Here is a 22,970-nt window from a genome sequence, read left to right as displayed (position 1 = left end):
TGAGCCGGAATCACATGTTCTCCATAATGTTTAACTGACAAGCAATGCTCCGATGTGGGCAAATAATTAATACGACAAATATTTACCACCATTTCATTCGCAGCTATTCTTAATTTGATTACTTTAAAAACAAGTGATTGAACGCAAAATGAGGCGCAAATGGATTGGTATCTAAACGTTCTTAAGAACTATTTTGGTTTTGGCGGCCGGGCTCGGCGCAAAGAGTACTGGATGTTTGTTCTGGTCAACATCATCTTTTCTTTCGTACTCAGCATCCTGGACAACATGCTTGGCTGGCAACGCGCCGGGGGAGAAGGCGTATTAACGACGATTTATGGTGTGCTGGTATTTATACCGTGGTGGGCAGTGCAATTCCGTCGTTTGCATGACACCGACCGTTCTGCATGGTGGCTGCTGATCCTGTTGATCCCCATCATTGGCTGGTTGGTTATCATTATTTTCAACTGTCAGAACGGCACGCCGGGTAGCAACCGCTTCGGTGCAGACCCTAAACAACTGTCCTGACGTAGCACGTAGAGATGCCTGATGGCGCTGCGCTTATCAGGCCTACAACCTACTCCGTTTTGTAGGCCGGATAAGGTGCTTGCACCGCATCCGGCTTAACCCCACCTTATTTCCCCGCAAACAGCTTCGGAATTTCGCGCAGACACCAGGATTTGGCCTCACCCATACTGTCCCGTCGCCAGGCCATGATGATATCAATTTCGTTGGTGGACTCCGGGCTCACCACGCGCAAACGACCTGCGGCAATATCCTCTTCCACCAGCGGATACGGCATGGTCGCCACACCCAGCCCGGCCAACAGCGCCTGGCGCTTATCTTCGATTGAACTCACCGTCAGGCGCGGCTGTTTATCCAGTAACTGGACGGTCAGCACCGGGCGCTCACGGGCGGTATCCGCCACCGCAATGCCCCGGTATTTCACTCGGGTCACTTCCGACAACGGCTCCGGCTCCTGATGGATAGGATGATCCGGCGCAGCCACGTAGACGTTCATCAGCGTGTACAGCTTGCGGGAATTAATTTCTGACGATGAACGAAAATGCATATCCGGGGCGATCACGATATCCGCCCTTCCCTGCTCCAGGCGTTCCCATGCCCCAGCCAGCACCTCAGTGATCACCGAAAGCTGGGTATTGGCCTTCACGGCAAGCCGGTCGATGAGCGGAAAGAACGCTGCCGTGGGTACCAGCGCTTCGGTGACGATCGTCAGATGCGTTTCCCAGCCGCGGGCCAGCGCTTCGGCATCGGTGGTCAGCTTATCAGCCGCCTCGAGCAGCACGCGCCCACGTTCCAGTAGCATGCGTCCAACGTTAGTAAATTTTGTGCGATGGCCTGAGCGGTCAAACAACACCACATCCAGCTCTTCTTCCAGCTTTTGCATGGTATAGCTGAGAGCGGAAGGAACGCGCCCCAGTTCGTCCGCCGCAGCGGCAAAGCTGCCACGTCTGTCGATTGCATCCATTACGCGTAACGCTTCAAGCGTTAATGCCCTTTCTTTGGCCATGTCGTTCTCATTCAGGAAATTTGAACATACCGGGCAGAATATCTGGCTAACAATACAGCGTCCAGCCATTTAACATAAAAGGAAGTAAAGAGAGGTCAAGAAAGATGATTACTACCCGAACAGCAAAACAGTGCGGACAGGCAGACTACGGCTGGCTGCAAGCCCGTTATACCTTCTCCTTTGGACACTATTTTGATCCTAAGCTGCTGGGTTACGCCTCGCTGCGTGTTCTGAACCAGGAAGTTCTGGCACCGGGGGCCTCTTTCCAGCCGCGTACCTATCCGAAGGTGGATATTGTCAACCTGATCCTTGAAGGGGAAGCGGAATATCGCGACAGCGAAGGCAACCATGTCCGGGCAAAAGCCGGTGAGGTTTTACTGCTCGCCACGCAGCCTGGGATTAGCTACAGCGAGCACAACCTTAACAAGGATAAGCCATTAACCCGCATGCAATTATGGCTGGACGCCTGCCCGCAGCGGGAAAATGCCTGTGTACAGAAAGCCACGCTGGCGACCGGCAAGTATCAACTGATCGCCTCCCCGGACGGAGAACAAGGCAGCCTGCATCTTCGCCAGCAGGTGTGGATACACCATGTCGAATTGAAGCAAGGTGAATCACTGAGTTTTCAGTTACATGGCCCACGCGCCTATCTGCAGTCGATCCACGGCACGTTCCATGCGCTAACGGCTGGAGCAGAAAAAGAAGCGCTGACCTGTGGTGATGGCGCATTTATTCGTGACGAAGCTAACATAACATTAGTTGCCGATACGCCTTTGCGCGCTTTGCTGATAGATTTGCCCGTATAGTCAGGAAAAACAAGGGAGTACGACTATGAGCAAGAAAGCGTCAAAAAAGCGTAAACCGGCGGTTAAAGCCAAAATTCAGGACACGGTCGTCCAGACCAAAACCTTTGGCTACGAAGATATGCTGACGGAACTGGAAGCGATTGTTGCCGATGCCGAGCAAAGGCAGGAAGAAGAAGACGCCGCCTGATAAGGCGGCTCAGACTGACGCCGGGTGGCGGTTACGCCTTACCCGGCCTACAGATTAATGCGCTTTGCTGGCCATGATCTCAATGATCTGCTTGTCGGTTTCCTGCATCGAACGACATGCCAGCGCACACAGATTCGCAATAGATTGCTCGACATTATGCGCCACAATCCCTTCGTTACCGGTCACTGCCGTATCGTCCAGCGCCATGAGTACCGCCTTCCATGCCGCCGACGCGCTGGTAGACACTTTCATCGCACAGCTGTTTGACGCGCCATCGCAAATCATCCCACTCACATCGCCAATCATGCTGCTGATCGCCATAGCGATGGTGTTATAGCGCCCATCCACCAGCCATGCCATCCCCGCCGCCGCGCCCATCGCCGCCGTCGTTGCCGCACACAGAGCCGACAAGCGAGGAAGCTGATGATGGATATAGATTGCACTCAGGTGTGACAACATCAGCGCACGCGCCAGTTTTTCATCATCCGCACCAAAGTGCTCGGCCACCACCATCACCGGAACCGTGGCGGTGATCCCCTGGTTCCCGGAACCGGAGTTACTCATCGCCGGCAGCGTCGCGCCGCCCATTCTCGCATCCGACGCCGCACTGGTACGGATCAGAATAGCGGTTGAAAGATCGTTTGCCAGCAGGCCACGGGCACACTGCTTCTCCAGCGTAGCACCGATATGTAATCCCCATGTCCCGCGTAACCCTTCCTGAGACAGCGCCCCGTTTAGTTTTGCCGCCTGCAGAATAAAGCGGATGGACTCAAACGGCACCGCATTCACAAACGCCAGAATCTCTTCCAGAGAGGTGTGGGATAACACCGCCAGCGGCGAATCCAGCTCTTCATCCTGCGTCTGTTCTTCTTTACTGAACACCACACCATTATGGGTTTCGATGTGCACAATGTTGGTATGACCGCCAACAATCGTGACGCACGCCCACCCGTCACGGCTGTACACCTTAGCGCGTGAGAAGAGAATATCTTCGCAAGGTTGCTGCAGCATCACCGCCACGTTTCCGGCAGCCAGCATGGCTTTGGCGTCGGCTATGGCCTCTGCGGACGCATCCTTCAGCACTTCTAAACCCGCGTGGGCATTGCCACCCAGCGCACCCAGCGCAGCGGCGACGGGCAACCCGACCATTCCGGTGCCCGGTACGGTCACGCCCATGCCGTTTTTCATCAGGTTGGGTGAGACCCACGCATCAATGCGTTCAACCGCGCCGTTCAGCTCAGCGGATGCGACTGCCGCCGCCAAAGCCAGAGAGATAGGTTCGGTGCAGCCCAGGGCAGGTTTGACTTCTTCCTGCACCGCGCGGATAAAACAGTCCCATAATGGATTCAATGTAGTCTCAAACATAGCAACGACCTTCACTCAGATAACTCAAGAAAATGCCAGGAACGGAGAAACGCACAACAGCAGGCCTGTGATGATGATCAGGTACAGGGAAGCGCCTTTATATTTGTGCAGTGCAGGAACTTTGTAGACCAGCCAGGCCGGGATCAAACAGCCCACCATGCCGAAGATTGGGCTACAAATAGAGGTGAAGCTCAGTACCGGCGCATTGAGCACAATTGCACTCCAGGCCAGTAAAATAGCGAAGACCATGATGCCGCGCTGAACGAAGATTTCGTTGATCTTCTCAGCAGGCATGTAGCGACGCAGCACATTCATCACAATGCCTTGAGTCGCTTCACGGAAGCCTAAGTACACACCGAAGAACGCGGTCATCACGGCAAAGATGTTCAGAATAACGCTGACGATTTTCACCCAACCCGCGCCGTCACCGCTAATAAACTGTGCGGCAATCGCCAGGGCGGAAATGTTCTGCTCGTAGGCTTTCACCGCTTCATCATGGCCCATTGCCAGGGTGAAAGAGACGGCGTAGAAGAAGACGGTGACAAACAGTATGCCAAACGCGATGTTCATGGCGCGCAGCGCTTTATGACGCGCGACCTCAATGGATTTTGCGCGAGAACGGTACGAGATAACCATCGGGCTTAAGGTTTGAATAAACAGAATCGAGGTCAGCGTAAAGGGCAGCGTAATAATCGCATTCTTAATCAGCAGCCCCATCGGCGGCAGCGAGCCAGCGTTATGCAAATGCCACATCCCGACCATCGACACGCCAAGGGCGGCAACGACCAGCAGCTTGGTCAACACCATGCCGGTGGAGATTTTAAACAGTAATTTTTCACCGCGTGACGAGATAGCCACCAGGATGCAAATCAGCACCAGGCCATAGAACGGGCTGTCGGACAGTAACCCTTCGGTCACGCCAAATGTATGCAGATACGAAGCGCTGTCGTTAGTGATGGCGGTGGAATAAACAAACATCCAGATAACCAACATCACAAAATACAACGCCCCTAACAGAATGCCCCAGTTTTTGCCTAAATAACCGCTAATGACGCTTGGGTAATCTTTGCACTCTGGAGACTCAGCCAGCGTGTTGATGAACAGACGCTGGAACAAATACATCGCGGGATAGCCGATAATCGAGGACAGCAGGAATACCCACAACCCCATCAGACCCACCTGGACGGGAAGAAAAACAATCCCCGCGCCAATCGCCATACCGATACTCATAATGACCCAACCGGTGTCCATGCTGTCGAATTTAATGGCTTCCTGCCATTCACTTTCGGTCATTCCCGCCCGGCGCGCCGGAGCGGATGCGTCGAGTATTACGCTGTTATTCGTAGCCGTTTCCATAATTTCCCGCTTAATGTGTAGGTAGAGGTTTTTTTATTTTTTTCGTATTGCGTCAAGGCGATACGCAATTCATAAGATGCAGGCGAGCTCTTAGAATGAAGAAAATCATACGCTCAGGGTCAGAGAAAAACTTCACAAACAAAACCCTATAATCCCTACAGGTAAAGAAAGATTTTCTCTTGAAAACATCAAAGGTGGGATCGATTTCTGTTTTTGAAGCAGATCACAACAAAAAAAGGTGCACTTCTGTGCACCTTTTTGGTCATGCTATTTTGATTAACTCACATACACACTACTTTGATCGCCAGACCGCCGCGCGAGGTTTCGCGGTATTTATCGTTCATGTCTTTGCCAGTTTCATACATCGTCTCGATAACTTTATCGAGCGACACCCGAGGTTCTGACGTGCGGCGCAGCGCCATACGCGCGGCGTTAACCGCTTTTACTGCGTTGATCGCATTACGTTCAATGCACGGAATTTGCACCTGTCCGGCGACCGGATCGCAGGTTAACCCCAGGTTATGCTCCATGGCGATTTCAGCGGCAATACAGACCTGCGCCGGGCTCCCGCCAAGCAGTTCTGTCAGTCCGGCGGCAGCCATGGAACAGGCCACACCAATCTCACCCTGGCAGCCCACTTCGGCCCCAGAGATAGACGCATTCATCTTATACAGCGCGCCTATCGCCCCCGCAGCCAGTAAATAACGGGCGATGGAGTTCGCATTCACCGGGCGGCGGAACTTGTCGTAATAGGCCAGCACGGCGGGGATAATGCCACACGCACCGTTTGTCGGGGCGGTAACAACCCGGCACCCGGCGGCGTTCTCTTCGCTCACGGCCAGTGCGAACATGTTAATCCAGTCGATGACGTTCATTGGGTCACTGGACAGATTGTCGCTGGAAACCAGCAACCGACGTAATGCCACGGCGCGACGCGGAACGTTAAGCGGACCGGGCAGGACGCCTTCGGTGTTCATGCCGCGCTCGATACCGGCGTGCATGACATCCCAGATTGCCGCAAAACCCGCGTCAATCTCATCTTTACTGCGCATCGCCAGTTCGTTTTGCATCATCAGGCCGGAAACGGAAAGCCCGTTTCGCTCACACAGTTTCAGCAGCTCGCTGGCAGAATGGAAATTGTACGGCACATGCGCTTCAACGTCGTGCGCCTGACCAAAGTGATCCTCCTCAACGATAAAACCACCGCCAACGGAGTAATAGGTTTTGCTTAATAGCGTCTCGTTGCTGTTCCACGCGGTGATGCGCATACCATTTTCATGGCGCGGGAGCGTTTCACTATGGAAGAGAATGTTCTCAGCAGGAGGGAAATCAACGATATGCGTGCCCTCTGCCACCGGGAGACGTCCGGTACGGGCCACGTCCTGGGTAAAACCCGCAATGGTATCAATCTGCACGTTTTGCGGACTGTTACCTGCGAGGCCCATCATGATGGCGACATCGGTCGCATGACCTTTTCCGGTCAGGGAGAGTGAACCATAAAGATCGACCACAATGCGCGTGGTCTGGTGCAATTCTCCGCAACTGACCAGTTGGTCGATAAAGCTTTTACCTGCGTTCATTGGCCCCACGGTATGGGAGCTGGAAGGTCCAATGCCAATCTTAAAAATATCGAATGCGCTAATCATATCCACACCCTCGGATTGCCGTTCAGTGAAGACCAGGTTTCACACTCATTAACGGGATCGGGGCGATCCTGACGATCGCCCCGCGGGGAGTTACACCGTGTCGCCGCGTACGGCGATGGCTTCAATCTCCAGCTTCACATCCTTCGGCAAGCGAGCAACCTGCACACAGCTGCGTGCCGGATAGATAGCCTCGTGCTCATCAAAGAACTGCTGATACACCTGATTAATGGTGGCGAAGTCGTTCAGATCGGCCACGAAAACGGTGGTCTTCACGATATCGTTCACTTTCAAACCGGCGGACTCAACGATCGCTTTCACGTTTTCCAGACTCTGACGCGCCTGATCGGTCACGTGTTCGGCAACTTCACCGGTCTGCGGACATACCGGGATTTGACCTGAGGTCAACACCATGCTGCCCAGATCCACGCCCTGTACGTAAGGCCCAATCGCCCCTGGCGCACAGTCGGTTGCAATAACTTTTCTCATAACCCCTCCGGCGTTAAAGCGCCTGGGTGAAAGTACGTGAAATAACGTCCTGCTGCTGTTCGCGGGTCAGCGCGTTAAAGCGCACCGCATAGCCAGACACGCGGATCGTCAGGTTCGGATAGTTTTCCGGGTGCTCAATAGCATCCATCAGCATTTCGCGGTTCATGACGTTGACGTTCAGGTGCTGACCGCCTTCGACATGCGCTTCATGATGGAAATAACCGTCCAGCAGACCGACCAGGTTGGTTTTACGCACGCTATCTTCTTTGCCCAGCGCAGCCGGCACAATCGAGAAGGTGTACGAGATACCATCTTTGGCATAGGTAAACGGCAGTTTAGCCACCGAGGTCAACGAGGCGACGGCACCTTTGCGATCGCGGCCGTGCATCGGGTTCGCCCCTGGCGCAAACGGCGTACCTGCGCGACGCCCGTCCGGGGTATTCCCGGTTTTCTGGCCGTACACCACGTTAGAGGTGATGGTCAGAATGGACTGCGTCGGCACCGCGTTACGATAGGTTGGCAACACTTTAATTTTCTTCATAAAGCGTTCAACCAGGTCGCAGGCAATGCTGTCTACGCGCTCATCGTTGTTACCGTACTGCGGATAGTCACCTTCAATTTCGAAGTCGACCGCCAGGCCGTTTTCATCACGGATCGGTTTGACGCGAGCGTACTTGATAGCCGACAGGGAGTCCGCAGCAACGGACAGACCCGCCATACCGCATGCCATGGTGCGATAAACATCACGATCGTGCAGCGCCATCAGCGAGGCTTCGTAGCTGTACTTGTCGTGCATATAGTGAATGATGTTCAGCGCACTGATGTACTGCACGGCCAGCCAGTCCATAAAGTGGTCCAGGCTCTCCATCACCGTGTCGTAATCCAGCACGTCATCCATCAGCGGCGCAGTTTTCGGCCCAACCTGGATTTTCAGCTTCTCATCCACACCGCCGTTGATTGCGTACAGCAATGTTTTGGCGAGGTTGGCACGCGCACCAAAGAACTGCATTTGTTTGCCGATGACCATCGGGCTGACGCAGCAGGCAATGGCATAGTCATCGCTTTCAAAGTCAGCGCGCATCAGATCGTCATTTTCATACTGTAAGGACGACGTGACGATAGACACCTGTGCGGCATATTTTTTGAAGGCAATCGGTAAGCCTTCAGACCACAGCACCGTCAGGTTCGGCTCAGGTGCCGGTCCCATGGTGTGCAGCGTATGCAGGTAGCGGAACGAGTTTTTGGTGACCAGCGTGCGGCCGTCCAGCCCCATCCCACCAATAACTTCGGTCGCCCAGATAGGATCGCCGGAGAACAGGGTGTCGAATTCCGGGGTACGCAGGAAGCGCACCATGCGGATCTTCATGATGAAGTGGTCGATCAACTCCTGCGCCTGCTGCTCGTTTAAGATACCGGCTTTGAAGTCGCGCTCAATGTAAATGTCGAGGAACGATGCAGTACGGCCCAGCGACATCGCGCCGCCGTTCTGCGATTTCACCGCGGCCAGATAAGCAAAATACACCCACTGTACGGCTTCCTGTGCGTTACGCGCCGGACGGGAAATATCGCAACCGTACTTCGCCGCCATTTCCTGCATTTGCAGCAGCGCACGACGGTGCTCAGACAGCTCTTCACGCAGGCGAATCGTCGCCTCCAGATTCTGCCCCCACTCCAGATTCGACTGGAGATCGGCAAACTGCTGCTCGCGTTCACGCACCAGGTAGCGAATACCGTACAACGCAACACGGCGGTAATCGCCAATGATACGACCACGGCCATAGCCATCCGGCAGACCGGTTAATACGCCAGACTTACGGCAGCGCAGCATATCCGGGGAATACGCGTCGAACACGCCCTGGTTATGGGTTTTACGCAGTTCGGTATACTGGTACTCAAAATCAGCATCCATTTCACGACCGTAAGCATCAAAAGAGCTTTTGATCATGTTGATGCCGCCGAACGGATGCAGCGCACGCTTCAGCGGCTTATCCGTTTGCAGACCGACGATCTTTTCCAGTTCTTGTTCAATATAACCGGCATCGTGCGCGGTGATCGTAGTGGCAATATTGGTATCAAAATCTACCGGCGCATGCGTCGAGTTTTCAATACGGATGCCCGCCATGACTTTTTCCCACAATGCGGTGGTTGCCGGCGTCGCTTCGGCGAGGAAAGATTCATCCCCTTCATAAGGCGTGTAGTTATGCTGAATAAAATCACGGACATTAATTTCTTCTTTCCAGTCCGTACCTTTAAAGCCAAGCCACGCGTCGGCATACAGCATATCGCTGGTATCGATATTTACCTTCATGAAAAATAATCTCTCTACAGAAAATTAATTATGCAAATTCTACTGGTGTGTTAATTCTGCCTAAATGAATGGCATCACGAGCAATCATTTTCTCTTCATTCGTCGGAATAACTGCACAAATAACTCGAGCATCATTAGCAGAGATAATTCTCTCGCCATGAGAATTTGGCAGACTATTCATTTCGCTGTCGATATTCACACCTAATACGGCCAGATGTTCAATCACCAGACGGCGAATTAAGACTGAGTTTTCACCAATGCCGCCGGTGAAAATAATCCCATCAAGACGATGTAACGATGCAGCATGTCCGGCGATATGGCGTGCAATACGATGCACAAAGGTTTTAATCGCCAGCTGCGCACGCTCGTGTCCTTCGTGCCAGGCTTTTTCCAGCGTACGTAAGTCAGAGGACAAACCGGAAATACCCAGCAGGCCAGACTCTTTATTAACGACACGCTCAAGGTCGCTCAGCGTCTGATTGGTTTCACTGGCGATCCACGCCATTGCGCCAAAGTCCACATCACCGCTACGCGTGCCCATCATCAGTCCTTCCAGCGGCGTCATACCCATTGAGGTATCCACGCTTTGTCCGTTACGGACCGCACAGATGGACGCGCCGTTACCCAGGTGCGCGACAACCAGGCCAGAATCATCATCCTGGAGGTCGAGAAGCTCGTGCGCTCGCTGAGAAACATAGCGGTGCGACGTGCCGTGGAAGCCATAACGACGAACACCCAGCTCCTCGTAATATTTCCACGGTAAACCGTACAGATAGGCTTCAGGTGCCATCGTCTGGTGGAAGCTGGTATCAAATACCGCCACCTGCTGTACACCTGGGAAAAGATGCTGTGCGGATTCAATCCCGCTCAGGTTCGCATAATTATGTAATGGTGCTAAAGGAGATACCCGACGAATATTGTCGATAACATCATCTGTAATTATCGCTGATTCCGTAAAGATACTTCCACCGTGGGCAATGCGGTGGCCAATTAAGGCCACGCTGTCCATTAAATTACGTTGTTCCAGTTCAGCGGCAATAGCCTTTAATGCGTCTTCGTAGCTGTGGTGAGCCAGCTTAGCCGGCTCCCCACCATTGATTGCTATGAACGCATTTTCAGAGTTAATACCGTCTGCAATTCCCGCCATTAAAACATCACAGTTGGCTGCATCCAGCACTGAGAATTTAATGGAAGATGAACCGCAATTAATAACCAGTACTACCGGAAACTCATTCATTTCACTACTCCGCTCATCCTGAGCTTAAGGATTAAAACAGTTTGTAGACGATGTTCAGGATAGTCAGCAGACCAATCGCAGTAACAAACACGTTATCCAGACGGCCACGGTATTTCGCCAGAGACGGCGCTTTACGGATGGCATACATCGGCAGCAAGCAGAGCAGTGAGGCGATAATTGGCGCACCCATCGCTTCAATCAGGTCCAGGATATTCGGGTTGGCGTAAGCCACAACCCAGGTGGAACCCATGATGAAGACCATGCTGATGATATTAAGTTTGCCAACGGAGACTTTGGTCTTATCACCCTTATAACCAAACTTCAGGACCAGACCGTTCAGACCTTCCAGCGTGCCCAGATAGTGGCCGAAGAAAGATTTGAAGATAGCGACCAGTGCGATGATAGAAGCACCGTATTCCAGAACGGTCGCGAAGGTCGACTTGGTGCCGGACAGTGAAGCAAAGTGGTTCGCCAGGTATGACAGTACCGGAATGTTCTGCGCTTTGGCTTCGGCCATATTTGCCGGAGACAGCGTGAACAGGCAGCTAAAGGCGAAGAACATGACCACTGCAACCATCAGCATACTGGCGCGGGAGATGATCTTGGAACATTTCTGCTCGGTAAATTCGCGGCCATAATCTTTTTCATACTCTTCGCGTTTAGACACCACGAAAGAGGAAACAATTGGCGAGAAGTTGAAGGAGAACACCATGATGGAAATACCCAGCCATACGGTGACCAGAATACCGTCATGCCCGGTCAACGCTATATTGCTGAGATCCACCTGCTGGATAACCGCTGAGTTCCAGTAAGGGATCAGGGACAGAGAGATAAGTACCAGGCTGGCAATGAACGGCCATACCAGGAAGCTCATCACTTTAACCATCAGATCTTTACCGAAGTAGATGACGAATGCCATCAACAGCAGCAGGAACAGCGCGACGAAGCCACGATTAAGCGCTGGCATCTGCAACTGGTTTTCCCAGAAGGTCATAAAGGTGTTGGTAATGGTGACGCCATAAATCCACAGCAGTGGGCAAATCGCAAAGAAGTAGAGGAACGTGATGACCACGCCGCCCGTTTTACCAAAATGCTCTTCAACCGTTTCTGTGATGTTGCCGGAAGGGTTAGAACCGGAAAGACACAGGCGCGCCAGTGCACGGTGGCAATAGAACGCGATGGGGTACGCTAACACCAGCATTAACAGAATGGGGATCAGCCCGCCAAAGCCTGCGCGGATAGGGAAGAACAACACCCCGGCGCCGATGGCTGTACCAAATAAACCCAGTGTCCAGGTGGTGTCCGATTTGCGCCAGGACGATTGTTTTGTCTGGCTGGATACAATGCTATCAGTAGTACTCATATCCTATCCTCAACGAAATATATTAAGCGTCAACTAAACCAGTAATTTGGGATACACGAGAAAGGTCGATATTACCGCCAGAAATAATGCTGACTGTTTTTCTATTCTGGATATAGCTATCTAATTTCCCGCTTAATAATGCAGCACAGGCCAGCGCGCCAGCGCCTTCTGTCACAACTTTATTTCGCTGAATTAATGCCACCATACTGTTGCGAATTTCATCTTCGCTGACCAGGACAATGTCATCCACTAACTCACGAACGATTTCATAGGTCAAAGTACCCGGGCGGGAGACGTCACAACCATCCGCCAGGGTGCCGGTCGTTCGGTGCGTGGTTATTTCTCCAGCGTGGAAAGAAGCCGCCATGCCGTGAACGTTTTCAGACTGTACGCCAATAATTTTAATGGTCGGGTTGATAGATTTAATGGCTATCGCAATACCGGCAATCAGTCCGCCGCCACCAATTGGCACAATCACGTTATCGACATCATACAGATCTTCCAGAATTTCCAGACCGATAGTCCCCTGGCCGGCAATCACTTTCGGATCATCATAAGGCGGAATAAAGATGCGGCCTTCAGTTTCAACAATCTCACTCACTTTAGCGATCGTGTCGTTGAAGTTGTCACCGTGCAGCACAACTTCTGCGGAGTAGTCGCAGGTAGCAGCCACTTTAGACTTCGGTGCGCCTTTTGGCATCACCACTTTGCCGTCAATACCGAGCATCGCACAAGAGAGGGAAACCCCTTGCGCATGGTTACCTGCAGAGCAGGCCACCACGCCTTTACATCTTTCCGCTTCAGTTAAAGAACTGAGCTTGTTAAAGGCGCCGCGAATTTTAAATGAACCAGTACGCTGCATGTTCTCAAACTTAAGGAAAATTTCCCCTTTGCAACGTTCACTAAAATAGTTAGAGCGAGGCATTCCCGTTTTATAAATTTTCCCCGCCAGTCTTTTTTTCGCTTCGAGGATATCTTCAATTGCAACTGGGAGATCGTATGTAATGTGCATTAGAACCTCTTACCTGGGTATTAAAGTAAATAGATAGCCGTGACCAACGTCTGATATAGACCGATGGCATTAATTCCGTATTAAATCGAGTTTAATCTTTAATCAACTTCAATTAATTGCTTTCGTCGCTGGCAATTATATGATGAATATTCTTTGGCTAATTCCACCAAAATTGATGCTGCTTTTTTAATTCGATAATTTTTAGACCAGACGGCGGCGTAACGCGCGACCGGTAAGGCCTCTTCTACCGGAATAGTAATAAACTGGTTTGAACCAAATGGAGTGGTCATATCGCAGGGAATTACTGTTAAGAAATCAGCATTGAGAACAAGATTATAAATTGTGACGACCGAGTCTGTTTTAACGATGTTTTCACTGCTGATGCCATTTTTTTGTAACGTAGTAAGAAGCTCGCTGTAGTAACCCATATTCGTTTGCGGCAACACCCACTGTTCATTTTGCAATGCGCTCAGCGTAGTGATGCCGGTGCGTGTTCGGGACTTACTGGCAACCAGAACAAACTCTGACTCGAACAGCGGCTCCACATGCAGGTCGTGCAATTTCATCTCATCGCTTAACGTGCCGATTGCAAAGTCCAGACGCCCATCACGAACCGCTGGTAAGAAAGAGGAAAGCTGGGCTTCATACATGGAAACCTGCGCGTTCGGGAACACCTCTTTAAACTTCTTAATCATGCCGGACATGATGGTAAAGGCGATCAGTGAAGGGAAACCGAACGACACATCAACAACCGCATTGCTCGTCATGCTATTCATCTCATCAACCATGTTTTTCATTTCACGGGTAATAGATTCAGACCATGAGAGCATCACCTGACCGGCTTGGGTCAATGTGACGCCTGTATTTTTACGCACCACCAACTCAATACCAAAATAAGCCTCAACATCATTAATGATTTTGCTTACTGCGGGTTGAGTTAAACCTAATTCTTTTGCAGCTGAGCCGATAGAACCACTTCTAATGACTTCCTGAAAGACCACTAAGTGCTGTGTTTTAGGGAGAGAAATAGTATTCATATCGGCCTGCTCTAATTACTTTGTTGACGGCAGGAAGTGTACCAAATTAAACGTTCACGGATATGTGCGACCACTCACAAATCCCCTTCACTTACATTTTGTAAGACTATTATAAACCAATAAAATCGTTATTTATCAATATAATGAAGAAAAACGATCTCACTTTAACCTGACTTTAATCAAAAAAAGATGGGGGGATAACGAAAATTTATGGCGATAACACATGCACATTAACGGTTATTTAACCGACGGTTGAAAGAAGATAATTCAAGCAATTACAGAGTAATTATCGGTCGGAATAACGTTTAAATTTAATGAGCAATTTATCAAATAAAATTATATTTTAATTATTATCGTGGTTAAATAACGCCATGCATCACACTATTTTGCCTTATTTGTTTGTAAAGAAACATTGCGTTTATCATTATTCAAAACAAAACAAACAATAAATTATCAAATGCAACAATAAATTAACGCTGGTTTTTGATGTTTTCACAGCAAGTAATTTTGTGATTTCGATCGATTGCGTGTGTTTTTTCTATAGCGAAACGTATCGATAAGCGTTTTGTGTTAGCTGTCACAAAACTGGAAATTTTCAGCAACCCCTTTGCCGCTGAAAAAGACGTTTTCGAATAAATAACGGGAAAATAAAAATGAGATTTACCGCAAATTTGCCGGATGGCGGTGCAAGCACCTTATCCGGCCTACAAAAAAATCGGGACCAGTAGGCATAAAAAACACGCCATAAAAGCAAAAACCCTCGCCATTTCTGACGAGGGTTTCCTTTAATAGTTGACGCTGACCGATACGCCGCGTTCTTTTGAGCATAGCGTCGTGGACAGTCATTCATCTTGTTGCCTGCCGTAAAGCAAAAATCCCGCCGAAGCGGGGTTCTATAAAGAGTGAAGCTGACCGATAAGCCGCGTTCTTTTGAGCATAGCGTCGTGGACAGTCATTCATCTTGTCCATCGTAAAGCAAAAACCCGCCGAAGCGGGGTTTTATAAAGAGTGAAGCTGACCGATAAGCCGGGTTCTGTCGTGGACAGTCATTCATCTAGGCCAGCAATCGCTCACTGGCTCAAGCAGCCTACCCGGGTTCAGTACGGGCCGTACCTTGTGAACCCCTATTTGGCCTTGCTCCGGGTGGAGTTTACCGTGCCACGGACTGTTACCAGCCGCGCGGTGCGCTCTTACCGCACCCTTTCACCCTTACCTGATCCCACTTGCGTGGGCCATCGGCGGTTTGCTCTCTGTTGCACTGGTCGTGGGTTTCCCCCCCAGGCGTTACCTGGCACCCTGCCCTATGGAGCCCGGACTTTCCTCCCCTCCGCCCGTCTCCCCCGAAGAGGACGACGACGAAGCGGCGACTGTCTGGTCAGCTTCGGCGCGAAGTATAGAGGGTTTGCGGGCCAATGTCACCCCGCACTGCGCATTCCTATCGCCAGCGTAGCGGCGATGTTTCTGGATGACCGATAAATATTATCAAATGCTCCCCGGAAGGCCTCTTCCAGCGTACCTATGCTGGTCAATACGCTAAACACGGCATCGATACCATATTGATGCACCACGCCCACATCGCGTGTCAGGCTGCCCGCAATACCAATCACCGGCTTGTGGTATTTCTTCGCCACACTTGCCACGCCGACAGGCACTTTGCCGTGAATACTCTGGCTGTCGAGGCGTCCTTCACCGGTAACCACCAGCGTACAGTCGTGAATATGCTCTTCCAGATTCAGCGCCTGGGTCACAATCTCTATCCCGCTACGCAGTTCTGCACCTAAAAATGCCATTAATGCCGCCCCCATACCGCCAGCGGCTCCGGCTCCGGGCACATTTTTCACATCAACGCGCAACGATTTTTTTATGATGTCGGCAAAGTGAGACAAATTTCTATCCAGCTCGATAATGCGTTCTTCAGTCGCGCCCTTCTGCGGACCAAAAATGCGGGATGCACCGTTTTCACCGGTCAATGGATTCGTCACATCACAGGCAACACGAATCGAACAGGTTTTTAAGCGCGGGTCCAGACCCGAGATATCAATGGTATTCAGGCTATTCAGGCAACCGCCACCATAGCCAATGTCAGTACCGTTGGCGTCACAGAGTTTTGCCCCCAGCGCCTGTACCATACCCGCACCACCGTCGTTGGTCGCACTGCCGCCAATACCAATAATGATATTTTGCGCGCCGCTTTCCAGCGCCTTGAGAATCAACTCCCCGGTACCACGCGACGTGGTGACTAAGGGGTTGCGTTTTTCTGGAGGGACCAGCGCCAGCCCACTGGCTGCCGCCATTTCGATAAACGCGGTGTTACCGTCTCCGGACATGCCCCAGCTGGCATTCACTTTTTCGCCCAACGGTCCCGTTACCCACGCGAAATGTTCCGTTCCCTGCGTGGCGGCAATCATCGCTTCAACGGTCCCTTCGCCGCCATCGGCGACCGGAACAGAAACATAGTGCGCATCGGGAAAAATTTCCCGAAATCCTTTTTCTATCGCCTGCGCTACCTCGGTGGCAGAAAGGCTTTCTTTATAAGAGTCTGGGGCAATTACGATTTTCATAGTTATGTAGCCTGACAGTGCCGCGCGAGGCAAGAATTACAGGGCGCGCAGTCGCGCCCTTCTTGTTAGCGAGTGACTTCCACTTTCGCCAGTTTTTCGTAGTAGCATGCCAACGCACTGTGGTCAGCCGTTCCCAGCCCGTCAGCGCGCAGCGCCTGCATCATTTCCATTACCGCTGCAGTCAGCGGCAGCTGTGCACCCACGCCGTGTGAGGTATCCAGCGCATTCGCCAGATCTTTGATGTGCAGGTCAATACGGAAACCCGGTTTAAAGTTACGGTCCATCACCATCGGCGCTTTGGCATCCAGCACGGTGCTGCCCGCCAGTCCGCCGCGAATAGCCTGATACACCAGATCCGGGTTCACACCCGCTTTGGTCGCCAGGGTCAGCGCTTCAGACATCGCCGCAATATTCAGCGCCACGATCACCTGGTTTGCCAGCTTAGTGACGTTACCCGCGCCAATGTCGCCGGTATGCACCACAGAACCCGCCATCGCTTTCAGCAGGTCGTAGTACTTGTCGAAAATCGCTTTATCACCACCAACCATCACCGACAACGTGCCATCAATTGCCTTCGGTTCGCCGCCACTCACCGGTGCATCCAGCATATCCACGCCTTTCGCTTTCAGCGCATCGCTGATTTCACGACTGGCTAACGGGGCGATTGAACTCATGTCGATCAGAACGGTGCCCGGCTTCGCGCCTTCGATGATACCGCCTTCGCCCAACGCCACTTCTTTTACGTGTGGAGAATTCGGCAGCATGGTGATAATCACATCGCACTGTTCAGCAATGGCTTTCGCCGTGGTAGCGGTTTCTGCGCCTGCGGCGATGACTTCCGCAATCGCTTCTGGGTTACGGTCAGCAACCACCAGCGAGTAACCTGCCTTGAGGAGGTTTTTACTCATTGGTTTACCCATAATACCGAGGCCAATAAAACCTACTTTCATTGTCATGTCTTTATCTCTCTATACTGTCGATGGTGGTTATTTCTTAAAAGAATCAGCCAGTTTTTGCGTCGCTGAACGGAACACGCCGAGATCGCTACCGACGGCAACAAACGTCGCGCCCCAGTCCAGATAGCGACGGGCATCTGCATCAACCGGTGCCAGAATGCCGCTTGGCTTACCGTGCTTTTTCGCGACCGCAAAGATGTGCTGAATCGCCTTTTGCACTTCCGGATGGGAGGCATTGCCCAAGTGGCCTAACGCGGCGGCCAGGTCGCTTGGGCCGACGAAAATACCGTCCACGCCTTCGGTTGCGGCAATCGCATCCACGTTATCAACACCCTGCTGACTTTCGATCTGCACGATGATGGTGATGTTTTTGTTTGACTGTGCGAAGTAGTCCGGCACGGTGCCAAACATATTGGCGCGGTGAGAAACCGATACGCCGCGAATACCTTCCGGCGGATAGCGGGTAGATGCCACGGCGTTCACCGCATCTTCTTCGGTCTCAACAAACGGAATCAGGAAGTTATAGAAACCAATATCCAGCAGACGCTTGATGATCACCGGCTCGTTGGTCGGCACACGTACAACCGGCGCGCTGGAACTGCCTTTCAGCGCCATCAGCTGTGGGATAAACGTCGAGATATCGTTTGGCGCATGTTCACCGTCCAGCACCAGCCAGTCAAAACCGGCCAGGCCTAATACTTCGGTACTGATCGGGCTTGCCAGCGCGGACCAGCAGCCAATCTGAACCTGATGCGCCGCAAGTGCCGCTTTAAATTTGTTTGGGAAAATCGTGTTATTCATCGCCTATACCTTTGTTTATTTCTGCAATTCCATACGTTTAATGTCACCGACAATAAACAGGTAGCAAACCATCGCCATCAGCGCCGAGCACCCTACAAATACCAGCGCAGCATTAAATGAGTGCAGCTCGCTCACCAGGTAACCAATCACCAGCGGGGTTACGATAGAAGCCACGTTACCAAATACGTTAAACACGCCACCGCACAGACCCACAATCTCTTTCGGGGCGGTATCGGAAATCACCGGCCAACCCAGCGCGCCAAAACCTTTACCGAAGAACGCCAGCGCCATCAGCGCCACTACGAAGGTGGTATTATCCGTGTAATTGCACAGGATAATGGTTGAGGCGAGCAGCATTCCGAGCACGATCGGCAGCTTACGCGCCAGGGTGATGCTGGCGCCGCGTTTAATCAGGTAATCCGAGAACACGCCGCCCAGTACACCACCGGCAAATCCACACAGTGCCGGAATAGACGCGACCAGGCCGACTTTCAGGATCGACATACCTTTTTCCTGCACCAGGTAGATAGGGAACCAGGTCAGGAAGAACCAGGTGATGGTGTTGATAAAATACTGTCCAAAGAACACCCCCAGCATCATGCGGTTTGTCAGCAGTTGCTTGATATAATGCAGTTTCGGACCGCTCGCCGCAGCACCACCCGGCTTCTTGTGGTCCATATCCACTACCGCGCCATTATCAGAGATAAACTTCAGCTCTTCCTGCGACATCCGTGGGTGATCGGTAGGGTTATGGATCAGTTTTACCCACAGTCCGGTCAGCACAAAGCCAATCACGCCCATCACGGTAAAGACGTGTTCCCAGCCCCAGGCGAAGGTCAGCCAGCCCAGCAACGGTGAAAACAGCGCCAGTGAGAAATACTGCGCGGAGTTAAAAATCGCAGAGGCCGTGCCACGCTCTTTGGTCGGGAACCAGGCCGCAACAATACGGGCGTTAGCCGGGAAGGAAGGCGCTTCCGAGAAGCCCAGCATAAACCGCATGATAAACATGGAGATCCCCGCCCAGGCCAGCGGGAACATATCGACAAAACCCTGCAGGAAGGTAAACAGCGACCAGAAGAAAAGACTGTAGGTATAGACTTTCTTCGAACCAAACTTGTCGAGCAGCCAGCCGCCGGGAATTTGCATCAGCAAATAGGCCCAGCCGAAGGCGGAGAAAATGTAACCCATTGATATGGCGCTGAGCTGCAACTCTTTGGCCACTTCAGTACCGGCAATAGACAACGTCGCGCGGTCTGCATAGTTTACGGCAGTGACAATAAATATTATCAGCAGTATTAAATATCGGGTGTGCGTACCTTTCTTTTTCTCTACAACCGTATCCAGTATCATTCTATTTACCTCAGGTACAAAAAGATTTTTATTATTATTTTGAAGGATGTTTACGCTGATAAATTACCGTAAGATAAAATACGCTTTTATTTATCAGTCGCTATTAAACCGTGATTCAGTATAATCAGCGCAGCGTCGTTAATCATTGTGCAAACGCTCATTAAAAGCATAATATTAAAATATTATTTTATGCATATGCACATAACCATGGGCGCTGATGCACACATTTACGTATTGATACCCTTGGTGGCGCGGCGTTTCTAAGTTTAAGTGATCTCGCTCACATTCTTAAATTAAAACTCCTGACATTCTTATTCCACGACACTGAGTCTTTATTACTTATAATTAGATTCGATATATATCTATTATCACCACCTGGCTGGAGAATACTGGACAATGGCCGACATCGAAATTAGACAAGAATCGCCCACGGCGTTTTATATTAAAGTACACGACACTGATAATGTGGCGATTATTGTCAATGACAATGGTCTGAAAGCCGGGACACGTTTCCCGGACGGACTGGCGCTGATTGAACATATTCCCCAGGGTCATAAAGTGGCACTAACGGATATTGCTGTTCACGGCGAAATCGTGCGCTATGGTGAAGTGATCGGTTACGCCGTTCGCGACATCGCACGCGGTAGCTGGATTGATGAGTCAATGGTTGAGCTGCCCAAAGCCCCGCCGCTGGAGACGCTGCCGCTGGCAACCAAAGTGCCGGAGCCGCTTCCTCCTCTTGAAGGCTACACCTTCGAAGGCTACCGTAATGCCGACGGCAGCGTGGGCACCAAGAACCTGCTCGGCATCTCCACCAGCGTACACTGCGTGGCGGGCGTGGTGGATTATGTGGTGAAAATCATTGAGCGCGATCTGCTGCCCAAATACCCGAACGTTGACGGCGTGGTGGGGCTGAACCATCTGTATGGTTGCGGTGTAGCCATCAATGCACCGGCCGCTATCGTGCCAATTCGTACCATCCATAACATTGCCCTGAACCCCAACTTCGGTGGCGAAGTGATGGTTATCGGACTCGGCTGCGAAAAACTCCAGCCGGAACGCCTGTTAGAAGGCACGCACGATGTGAAAAGCATCCCGGTAGACAGCGCCAGCATTGTCAGCCTGCAGGATGAAAAACACGTGGGCTTTAAATCGATGGTGGAAGACATTTTGCAGGTTGCCGAGCGCCATCTGGTAAAACTCAACCAGCGTCAGCGAGAAACCTGCCCGGCCTCTGAACTGGTGGTCGGCATGCAGTGCGGCGGCAGCGATGCGTTTTCTGGCGTCACCGCTAACCCGGCAGTGGGCTACGCGTCCGATCTGTTGGTGCGCTGCGGTGCCACCGTGATGTTTTCGGAAGTGACTGAAGTGCGTGACGCCATCCACCTGTTAACGCCGCGCGCCATCAATGAAGAAGTGGGCAAGCGCCTGCTCGAAGAGATGGCCTGGTACGATAACTACCTGGATTTGGGACAAACCGACCGCAGCGCTAACCCCTCTCCGGGCAACAAGAAAGGCGGTCTGGCTAACGTGGTCGAAAAAGCGCTGGGCTCGATTGCCAAATCGGGTAAGAGCGCCATTGTGGAAGTGTTATCGCCGGGCCAGCGTCCGACCAAACGCGGCCTGATTTACGCGGCAACGCCTGCCAGCGACTTTGTATGCGGCACGCAGCAGGTCGCGTCCGGGATCACCGTGCAGGTGTTCACCACCGGTCGCGGTACACCGTACGGTCTGATGGCAGTTCCAGTGATTAAAATGGCAACACGCACCGAACTGGCCAACCGTTGGTTTGATCTGATGGATATCAATGCCGGAACCATCGCTACCGGTGAGGAAACCATTGAAGATGTCGGTCTGAAGCTGTTCGAGTTCATTCTCGACGTGGCGAGCGGACGTAAGAAAACCTTCTCGGATCAGTGGGGACTGCACAACCAGCTGGCGGTGTTTAACCCGGCACCGGTGACCTGATTTTCTCTGGCTGAGCATTTTTCCGGCCTATAAGCGCCCTGTCCCGTAGGCCGGATAAGGCGCTTTAGCGCTGCTATCCGGCATTTCAACGATTAGCAGCCCTGTGTCTGTAACTGAATATGCATCACTACTGCTGAATTTATCCCTGCCATCACTGAACAATGATCACTTCGACGCCGCTACGGTGTAATTCTTGTAGACATTCCGCTGGAATACCTTCATCCACAATGATGGTATGAATACGTTGTGTATCAATGATTTTATGCAGGCTGGAGCGATTGAATTTGCTGGAATCAGTCACCACGATAATCCGTTCAGCCACTTCGCACATCCGACGGTTAAGCCGGGCTTCGTCTTCATTGTGCGTACTCACACCGCGTTCTAAATCAATAGCATCAACACCAAGAAACAGCATGTCGAAGTGGTAATTCTGCAGAGACTGCTCGGCCTGATCGCCATAAAAAGACAGCGACTGACGACGCAGATGTCCACCGGTCATCAGCAGCTCGACACCTTCAGCTTCCAACAAGGCACTGGCGACATTCATCCCATTGGTCATCGCAATCACATCGGTATGCTGGCGCATCAGACGGGCAATTTCATAGGTCGTAGTACCGGAATCCAGGATCACGCGATGCCCTGGTTTGATCATTTCAGCGGCAGCCTTGGCGATACTGCGTTTAACCGCCGTATTCAGCGAGCTCTTATCTTCAACAGAAGGCTCCACGCCCGGAGTATTGCTGTCACAGATCAGCGCCCCACCATAGGCACGAACGGCAATACCCTGCTTTTCCAGAAACGCCAGATCGTTGCGGATCGTCACCGTAGAGACGCCAAATAAAACAGAAAGATCGTTCACCTGCACGCTTCCTTGCTGTCGCAACCGCTGGATAATCTGCTCGCGCCGCTCGCTGGTACCTGTTACCCGCTTACTTGCAGAATCGGTATTGCTCATAAGAGATCCTTTAGTTAATTCTTTCGTTTCATTTCGTTTTGCCTATTA

The 22,970-nt window shown here is 51.7% G+C and carries 19 protein-coding genes and 1 other RNA gene; 4 read left to right on the top strand and 16 right to left on the bottom strand.

Annotated features, from left to right (window positions below):
• The first annotated feature begins 159 nt into the window (after positions 1-159).
• Positions 160-525 carry a DUF805 domain-containing protein gene (locus FDW88_RS22280; protein WP_115257427.1) on the top strand — a complete coding sequence of 122 codons (366 nt, stop codon included), beginning with the start codon at positions 160-162 and terminating at the stop codon, positions 523-525.
• A gap of 106 nt (positions 526-631) precedes the next feature.
• On the opposite strand, the gene yhaJ is transcribed toward FDW88_RS22280, so the two are convergent.
• Positions 632-1,528, bottom strand: coding sequence for a DNA-binding transcriptional regulator YhaJ (gene yhaJ, locus FDW88_RS22275; RefSeq protein WP_115257426.1), 897 nt, complete (start codon positions 1,526-1,528; stop codon positions 632-634).
• A gap of 104 nt (positions 1,529-1,632) precedes the next feature.
• On the opposite strand from yhaJ, the gene FDW88_RS22270 reads away from it, so the two are divergent.
• Positions 1,633-2,334: a pirin family protein gene (locus FDW88_RS22270; protein ID WP_137363373.1), complete on the top strand. Its 702-nt coding sequence runs from the start codon at positions 1,633-1,635 to the stop codon at positions 2,332-2,334.
• A gap of 25 nt (positions 2,335-2,359) precedes the next feature.
• Entirely contained in the window at positions 2,360-2,521 is a 162-nt protein-coding gene (locus FDW88_RS22530; protein ID WP_096755571.1) for a hypothetical protein, read from the top strand.
• A gap of 54 nt (positions 2,522-2,575) precedes the next feature.
• On the opposite strand, the gene FDW88_RS22265 is transcribed toward FDW88_RS22530, so the two are convergent.
• From FDW88_RS22265 to garP, 14 genes are all read right to left on the bottom strand, one after another.
• A complete protein-coding gene (locus FDW88_RS22265; RefSeq protein WP_117342714.1) occupies positions 2,576-3,886 on the bottom strand; it encodes a serine dehydratase subunit alpha family protein in 1,311 nt (436 codons plus the stop codon).
• Positions 3,887-3,910: 24 nt separating this feature from the next.
• Positions 3,911-5,242, bottom strand: a complete 1,332-nt coding sequence (locus tag FDW88_RS22260) for an amino acid permease (protein WP_096755569.1) — start codon at positions 5,240-5,242, stop codon at positions 3,911-3,913.
• A gap of 281 nt (positions 5,243-5,523) precedes the next feature.
• Positions 5,524-6,888, bottom strand: coding sequence for an L-serine ammonia-lyase (gene tdcG, locus FDW88_RS22255; RefSeq protein ID WP_117342715.1), 1,365 nt, complete (start codon positions 6,886-6,888; stop codon positions 5,524-5,526).
• A 90-nt stretch (positions 6,889-6,978) separates the two neighbouring features.
• Positions 6,979-7,374 carry an enamine/imine deaminase gene (locus FDW88_RS22250; RefSeq protein ID WP_096755567.1) on the bottom strand — a complete coding sequence of 132 codons (396 nt, stop codon included), beginning with the start codon at positions 7,372-7,374 and terminating at the stop codon, positions 6,979-6,981.
• Positions 7,375-7,387: 13 nt separating this feature from the next.
• Positions 7,388-9,682, bottom strand: a complete 2,295-nt coding sequence (gene tdcE, locus FDW88_RS22245; protein WP_096755566.1) for a 2-ketobutyrate formate-lyase/pyruvate formate-lyase — start codon at positions 9,680-9,682, stop codon at positions 7,388-7,390.
• Between the two features lie 28 nt (positions 9,683-9,710).
• The gene (tdcD, locus tag FDW88_RS22240; RefSeq protein WP_096755565.1) at positions 9,711-10,919 is read right to left on the bottom strand and encodes a propionate kinase; all 1,209 of its coding nucleotides are present in this window, start codon (positions 10,917-10,919) and stop codon (positions 9,711-9,713) included.
• Positions 10,920-10,950: 31 nt separating this feature from the next.
• On the bottom strand, positions 10,951-12,282 hold the full coding sequence (gene tdcC / locus FDW88_RS22235) for a threonine/serine transporter TdcC (protein ID WP_096755564.1): 1,332 nt from the start codon (positions 12,280-12,282) through the stop codon (positions 10,951-10,953).
• A gap of 22 nt (positions 12,283-12,304) precedes the next feature.
• Positions 12,305-13,294 (bottom strand): bifunctional threonine ammonia-lyase/L-serine ammonia-lyase TdcB, encoded by a 990-nt coding sequence (tdcB, locus tag FDW88_RS22230; RefSeq protein WP_096755563.1) that lies wholly within the window; start codon positions 13,292-13,294, stop codon positions 12,305-12,307.
• Positions 13,295-13,392: 98 nt separating this feature from the next.
• Positions 13,393-14,331 carry a transcriptional regulator TdcA gene (gene tdcA / locus FDW88_RS22225; RefSeq protein WP_096755562.1) on the bottom strand — a complete coding sequence of 313 codons (939 nt, stop codon included), beginning with the start codon at positions 14,329-14,331 and terminating at the stop codon, positions 13,393-13,395.
• 1,006 nt (positions 14,332-15,337) lie between these two features.
• Positions 15,338-15,714, bottom strand: an RNA gene (gene rnpB / locus FDW88_RS22220) — RNase P RNA component class A.
• Positions 15,715-15,746: 32 nt separating this feature from the next.
• Positions 15,747-16,892 carry a glycerate 2-kinase gene (gene garK, locus FDW88_RS22215; RefSeq protein ID WP_096755561.1) on the bottom strand — a complete coding sequence of 382 codons (1,146 nt, stop codon included), beginning with the start codon at positions 16,890-16,892 and terminating at the stop codon, positions 15,747-15,749.
• Between the two features lie 65 nt (positions 16,893-16,957).
• Positions 16,958-17,848 carry a 2-hydroxy-3-oxopropionate reductase gene (gene garR, locus FDW88_RS22210; RefSeq protein WP_096755560.1) on the bottom strand — a complete coding sequence of 297 codons (891 nt, stop codon included), beginning with the start codon at positions 17,846-17,848 and terminating at the stop codon, positions 16,958-16,960.
• Positions 17,849-17,878: 30 nt separating this feature from the next.
• Positions 17,879-18,649 carry a 2-dehydro-3-deoxyglucarate aldolase gene (gene garL, locus FDW88_RS22205; RefSeq protein ID WP_117342718.1) on the bottom strand — a complete coding sequence of 257 codons (771 nt, stop codon included), beginning with the start codon at positions 18,647-18,649 and terminating at the stop codon, positions 17,879-17,881.
• Between the two features lie 15 nt (positions 18,650-18,664).
• Complete coding sequence (gene garP / locus FDW88_RS22200) at positions 18,665-19,999, bottom strand: galactarate/glucarate/glycerate transporter GarP (protein ID WP_096755558.1); 1,335 nt, start codon at positions 19,997-19,999, stop codon at positions 18,665-18,667.
• A gap of 396 nt (positions 20,000-20,395) precedes the next feature.
• Here garP and garD point away from each other — a divergent pair, with 396 nt between their 5' ends.
• Positions 20,396-21,967 (top strand): galactarate dehydratase, encoded by a 1,572-nt coding sequence (gene garD, locus FDW88_RS22195; protein ID WP_096755557.1) that lies wholly within the window; start codon positions 20,396-20,398, stop codon positions 21,965-21,967.
• Positions 21,968-22,118: 151 nt separating this feature from the next.
• On the opposite strand, the gene FDW88_RS22190 is transcribed toward garD, so the two are convergent.
• Positions 22,119-22,922, bottom strand: coding sequence for a DeoR family transcriptional regulator (locus tag FDW88_RS22190; RefSeq protein ID WP_115257418.1), 804 nt, complete (start codon positions 22,920-22,922; stop codon positions 22,119-22,121).
• Between the last annotated feature and the right edge of the window lie 48 nt (positions 22,923-22,970).

The sequence above is a fragment of the Citrobacter sp. wls829 genome, from assembly GCF_005280825.1.
Classification (GTDB): Bacteria; Pseudomonadota; Gammaproteobacteria; order Enterobacterales; family Enterobacteriaceae; genus Citrobacter; species Citrobacter gillenii.
Note: the sequence above shows the minus strand (reverse complement) of the source record. Positions and strands in the feature narration are given on the sequence as shown.

What these genes read in the sequence shown, in the direction of transcription:
- FDW88_RS22280 (WP_115257427.1), top strand. Translation starts at nt 160, where the DNA reads ATGGATTGGTATCTAAACGTTCTTAAGAACTATTTTGGTTTTGGCGGC.
- yhaJ (WP_115257426.1), bottom strand. Translation starts at nt 1,528, where the DNA reads ATGGCCAAAGAAAGGGCATTAACGCTTGAAGCGTTACGCGTAATGGAT.
- FDW88_RS22270 (WP_137363373.1), top strand. Translation starts at nt 1,633, where the DNA reads ATGATTACTACCCGAACAGCAAAACAGTGCGGACAGGCAGACTACGGC.
- FDW88_RS22530 (WP_096755571.1), top strand. Translation starts at nt 2,360, where the DNA reads ATGAGCAAGAAAGCGTCAAAAAAGCGTAAACCGGCGGTTAAAGCCAAA.
- FDW88_RS22265 (WP_117342714.1), bottom strand. Translation starts at nt 3,886, where the DNA reads ATGTTTGAGACTACATTGAATCCATTATGGGACTGTTTTATCCGCGCG.
- FDW88_RS22260 (WP_096755569.1), bottom strand. Translation starts at nt 5,242, where the DNA reads ATGGAAACGGCTACGAATAACAGCGTAATACTCGACGCATCCGCTCCG.
- tdcG (WP_117342715.1), bottom strand. Translation starts at nt 6,888, where the DNA reads ATGATTAGCGCATTCGATATTTTTAAGATTGGCATTGGACCTTCCAGC.
- FDW88_RS22250 (WP_096755567.1), bottom strand. Translation starts at nt 7,374, where the DNA reads ATGAGAAAAGTTATTGCAACCGACTGTGCGCCAGGGGCGATTGGGCCT.
- tdcE (WP_096755566.1), bottom strand. Translation starts at nt 9,682, where the DNA reads ATGAAGGTAAATATCGATACCAGCGATATGCTGTATGCCGACGCGTGG.
- tdcD (WP_096755565.1), bottom strand. Translation starts at nt 10,919, where the DNA reads ATGAATGAGTTTCCGGTAGTACTGGTTATTAATTGCGGTTCATCTTCC.
- tdcC (WP_096755564.1), bottom strand. Translation starts at nt 12,282, where the DNA reads ATGAGTACTACTGATAGCATTGTATCCAGCCAGACAAAACAATCGTCC.
- tdcB (WP_096755563.1), bottom strand. Translation starts at nt 13,294, where the DNA reads ATGCACATTACATACGATCTCCCAGTTGCAATTGAAGATATCCTCGAA.
- tdcA (WP_096755562.1), bottom strand. Translation starts at nt 14,331, where the DNA reads ATGAATACTATTTCTCTCCCTAAAACACAGCACTTAGTGGTCTTTCAG.
- garK (WP_096755561.1), bottom strand. Translation starts at nt 16,892, where the DNA reads ATGAAAATCGTAATTGCCCCAGACTCTTATAAAGAAAGCCTTTCTGCC.
- garR (WP_096755560.1), bottom strand. Translation starts at nt 17,848, where the DNA reads ATGACAATGAAAGTAGGTTTTATTGGCCTCGGTATTATGGGTAAACCA.
- garL (WP_117342718.1), bottom strand. Translation starts at nt 18,649, where the DNA reads ATGAATAACACGATTTTCCCAAACAAATTTAAAGCGGCACTTGCGGCG.
- garP (WP_096755558.1), bottom strand. Translation starts at nt 19,999, where the DNA reads ATGATACTGGATACGGTTGTAGAGAAAAAGAAAGGTACGCACACCCGA.
- garD (WP_096755557.1), top strand. Translation starts at nt 20,396, where the DNA reads ATGGCCGACATCGAAATTAGACAAGAATCGCCCACGGCGTTTTATATT.
- FDW88_RS22190 (WP_115257418.1), bottom strand. Translation starts at nt 22,922, where the DNA reads ATGAGCAATACCGATTCTGCAAGTAAGCGGGTAACAGGTACCAGCGAG.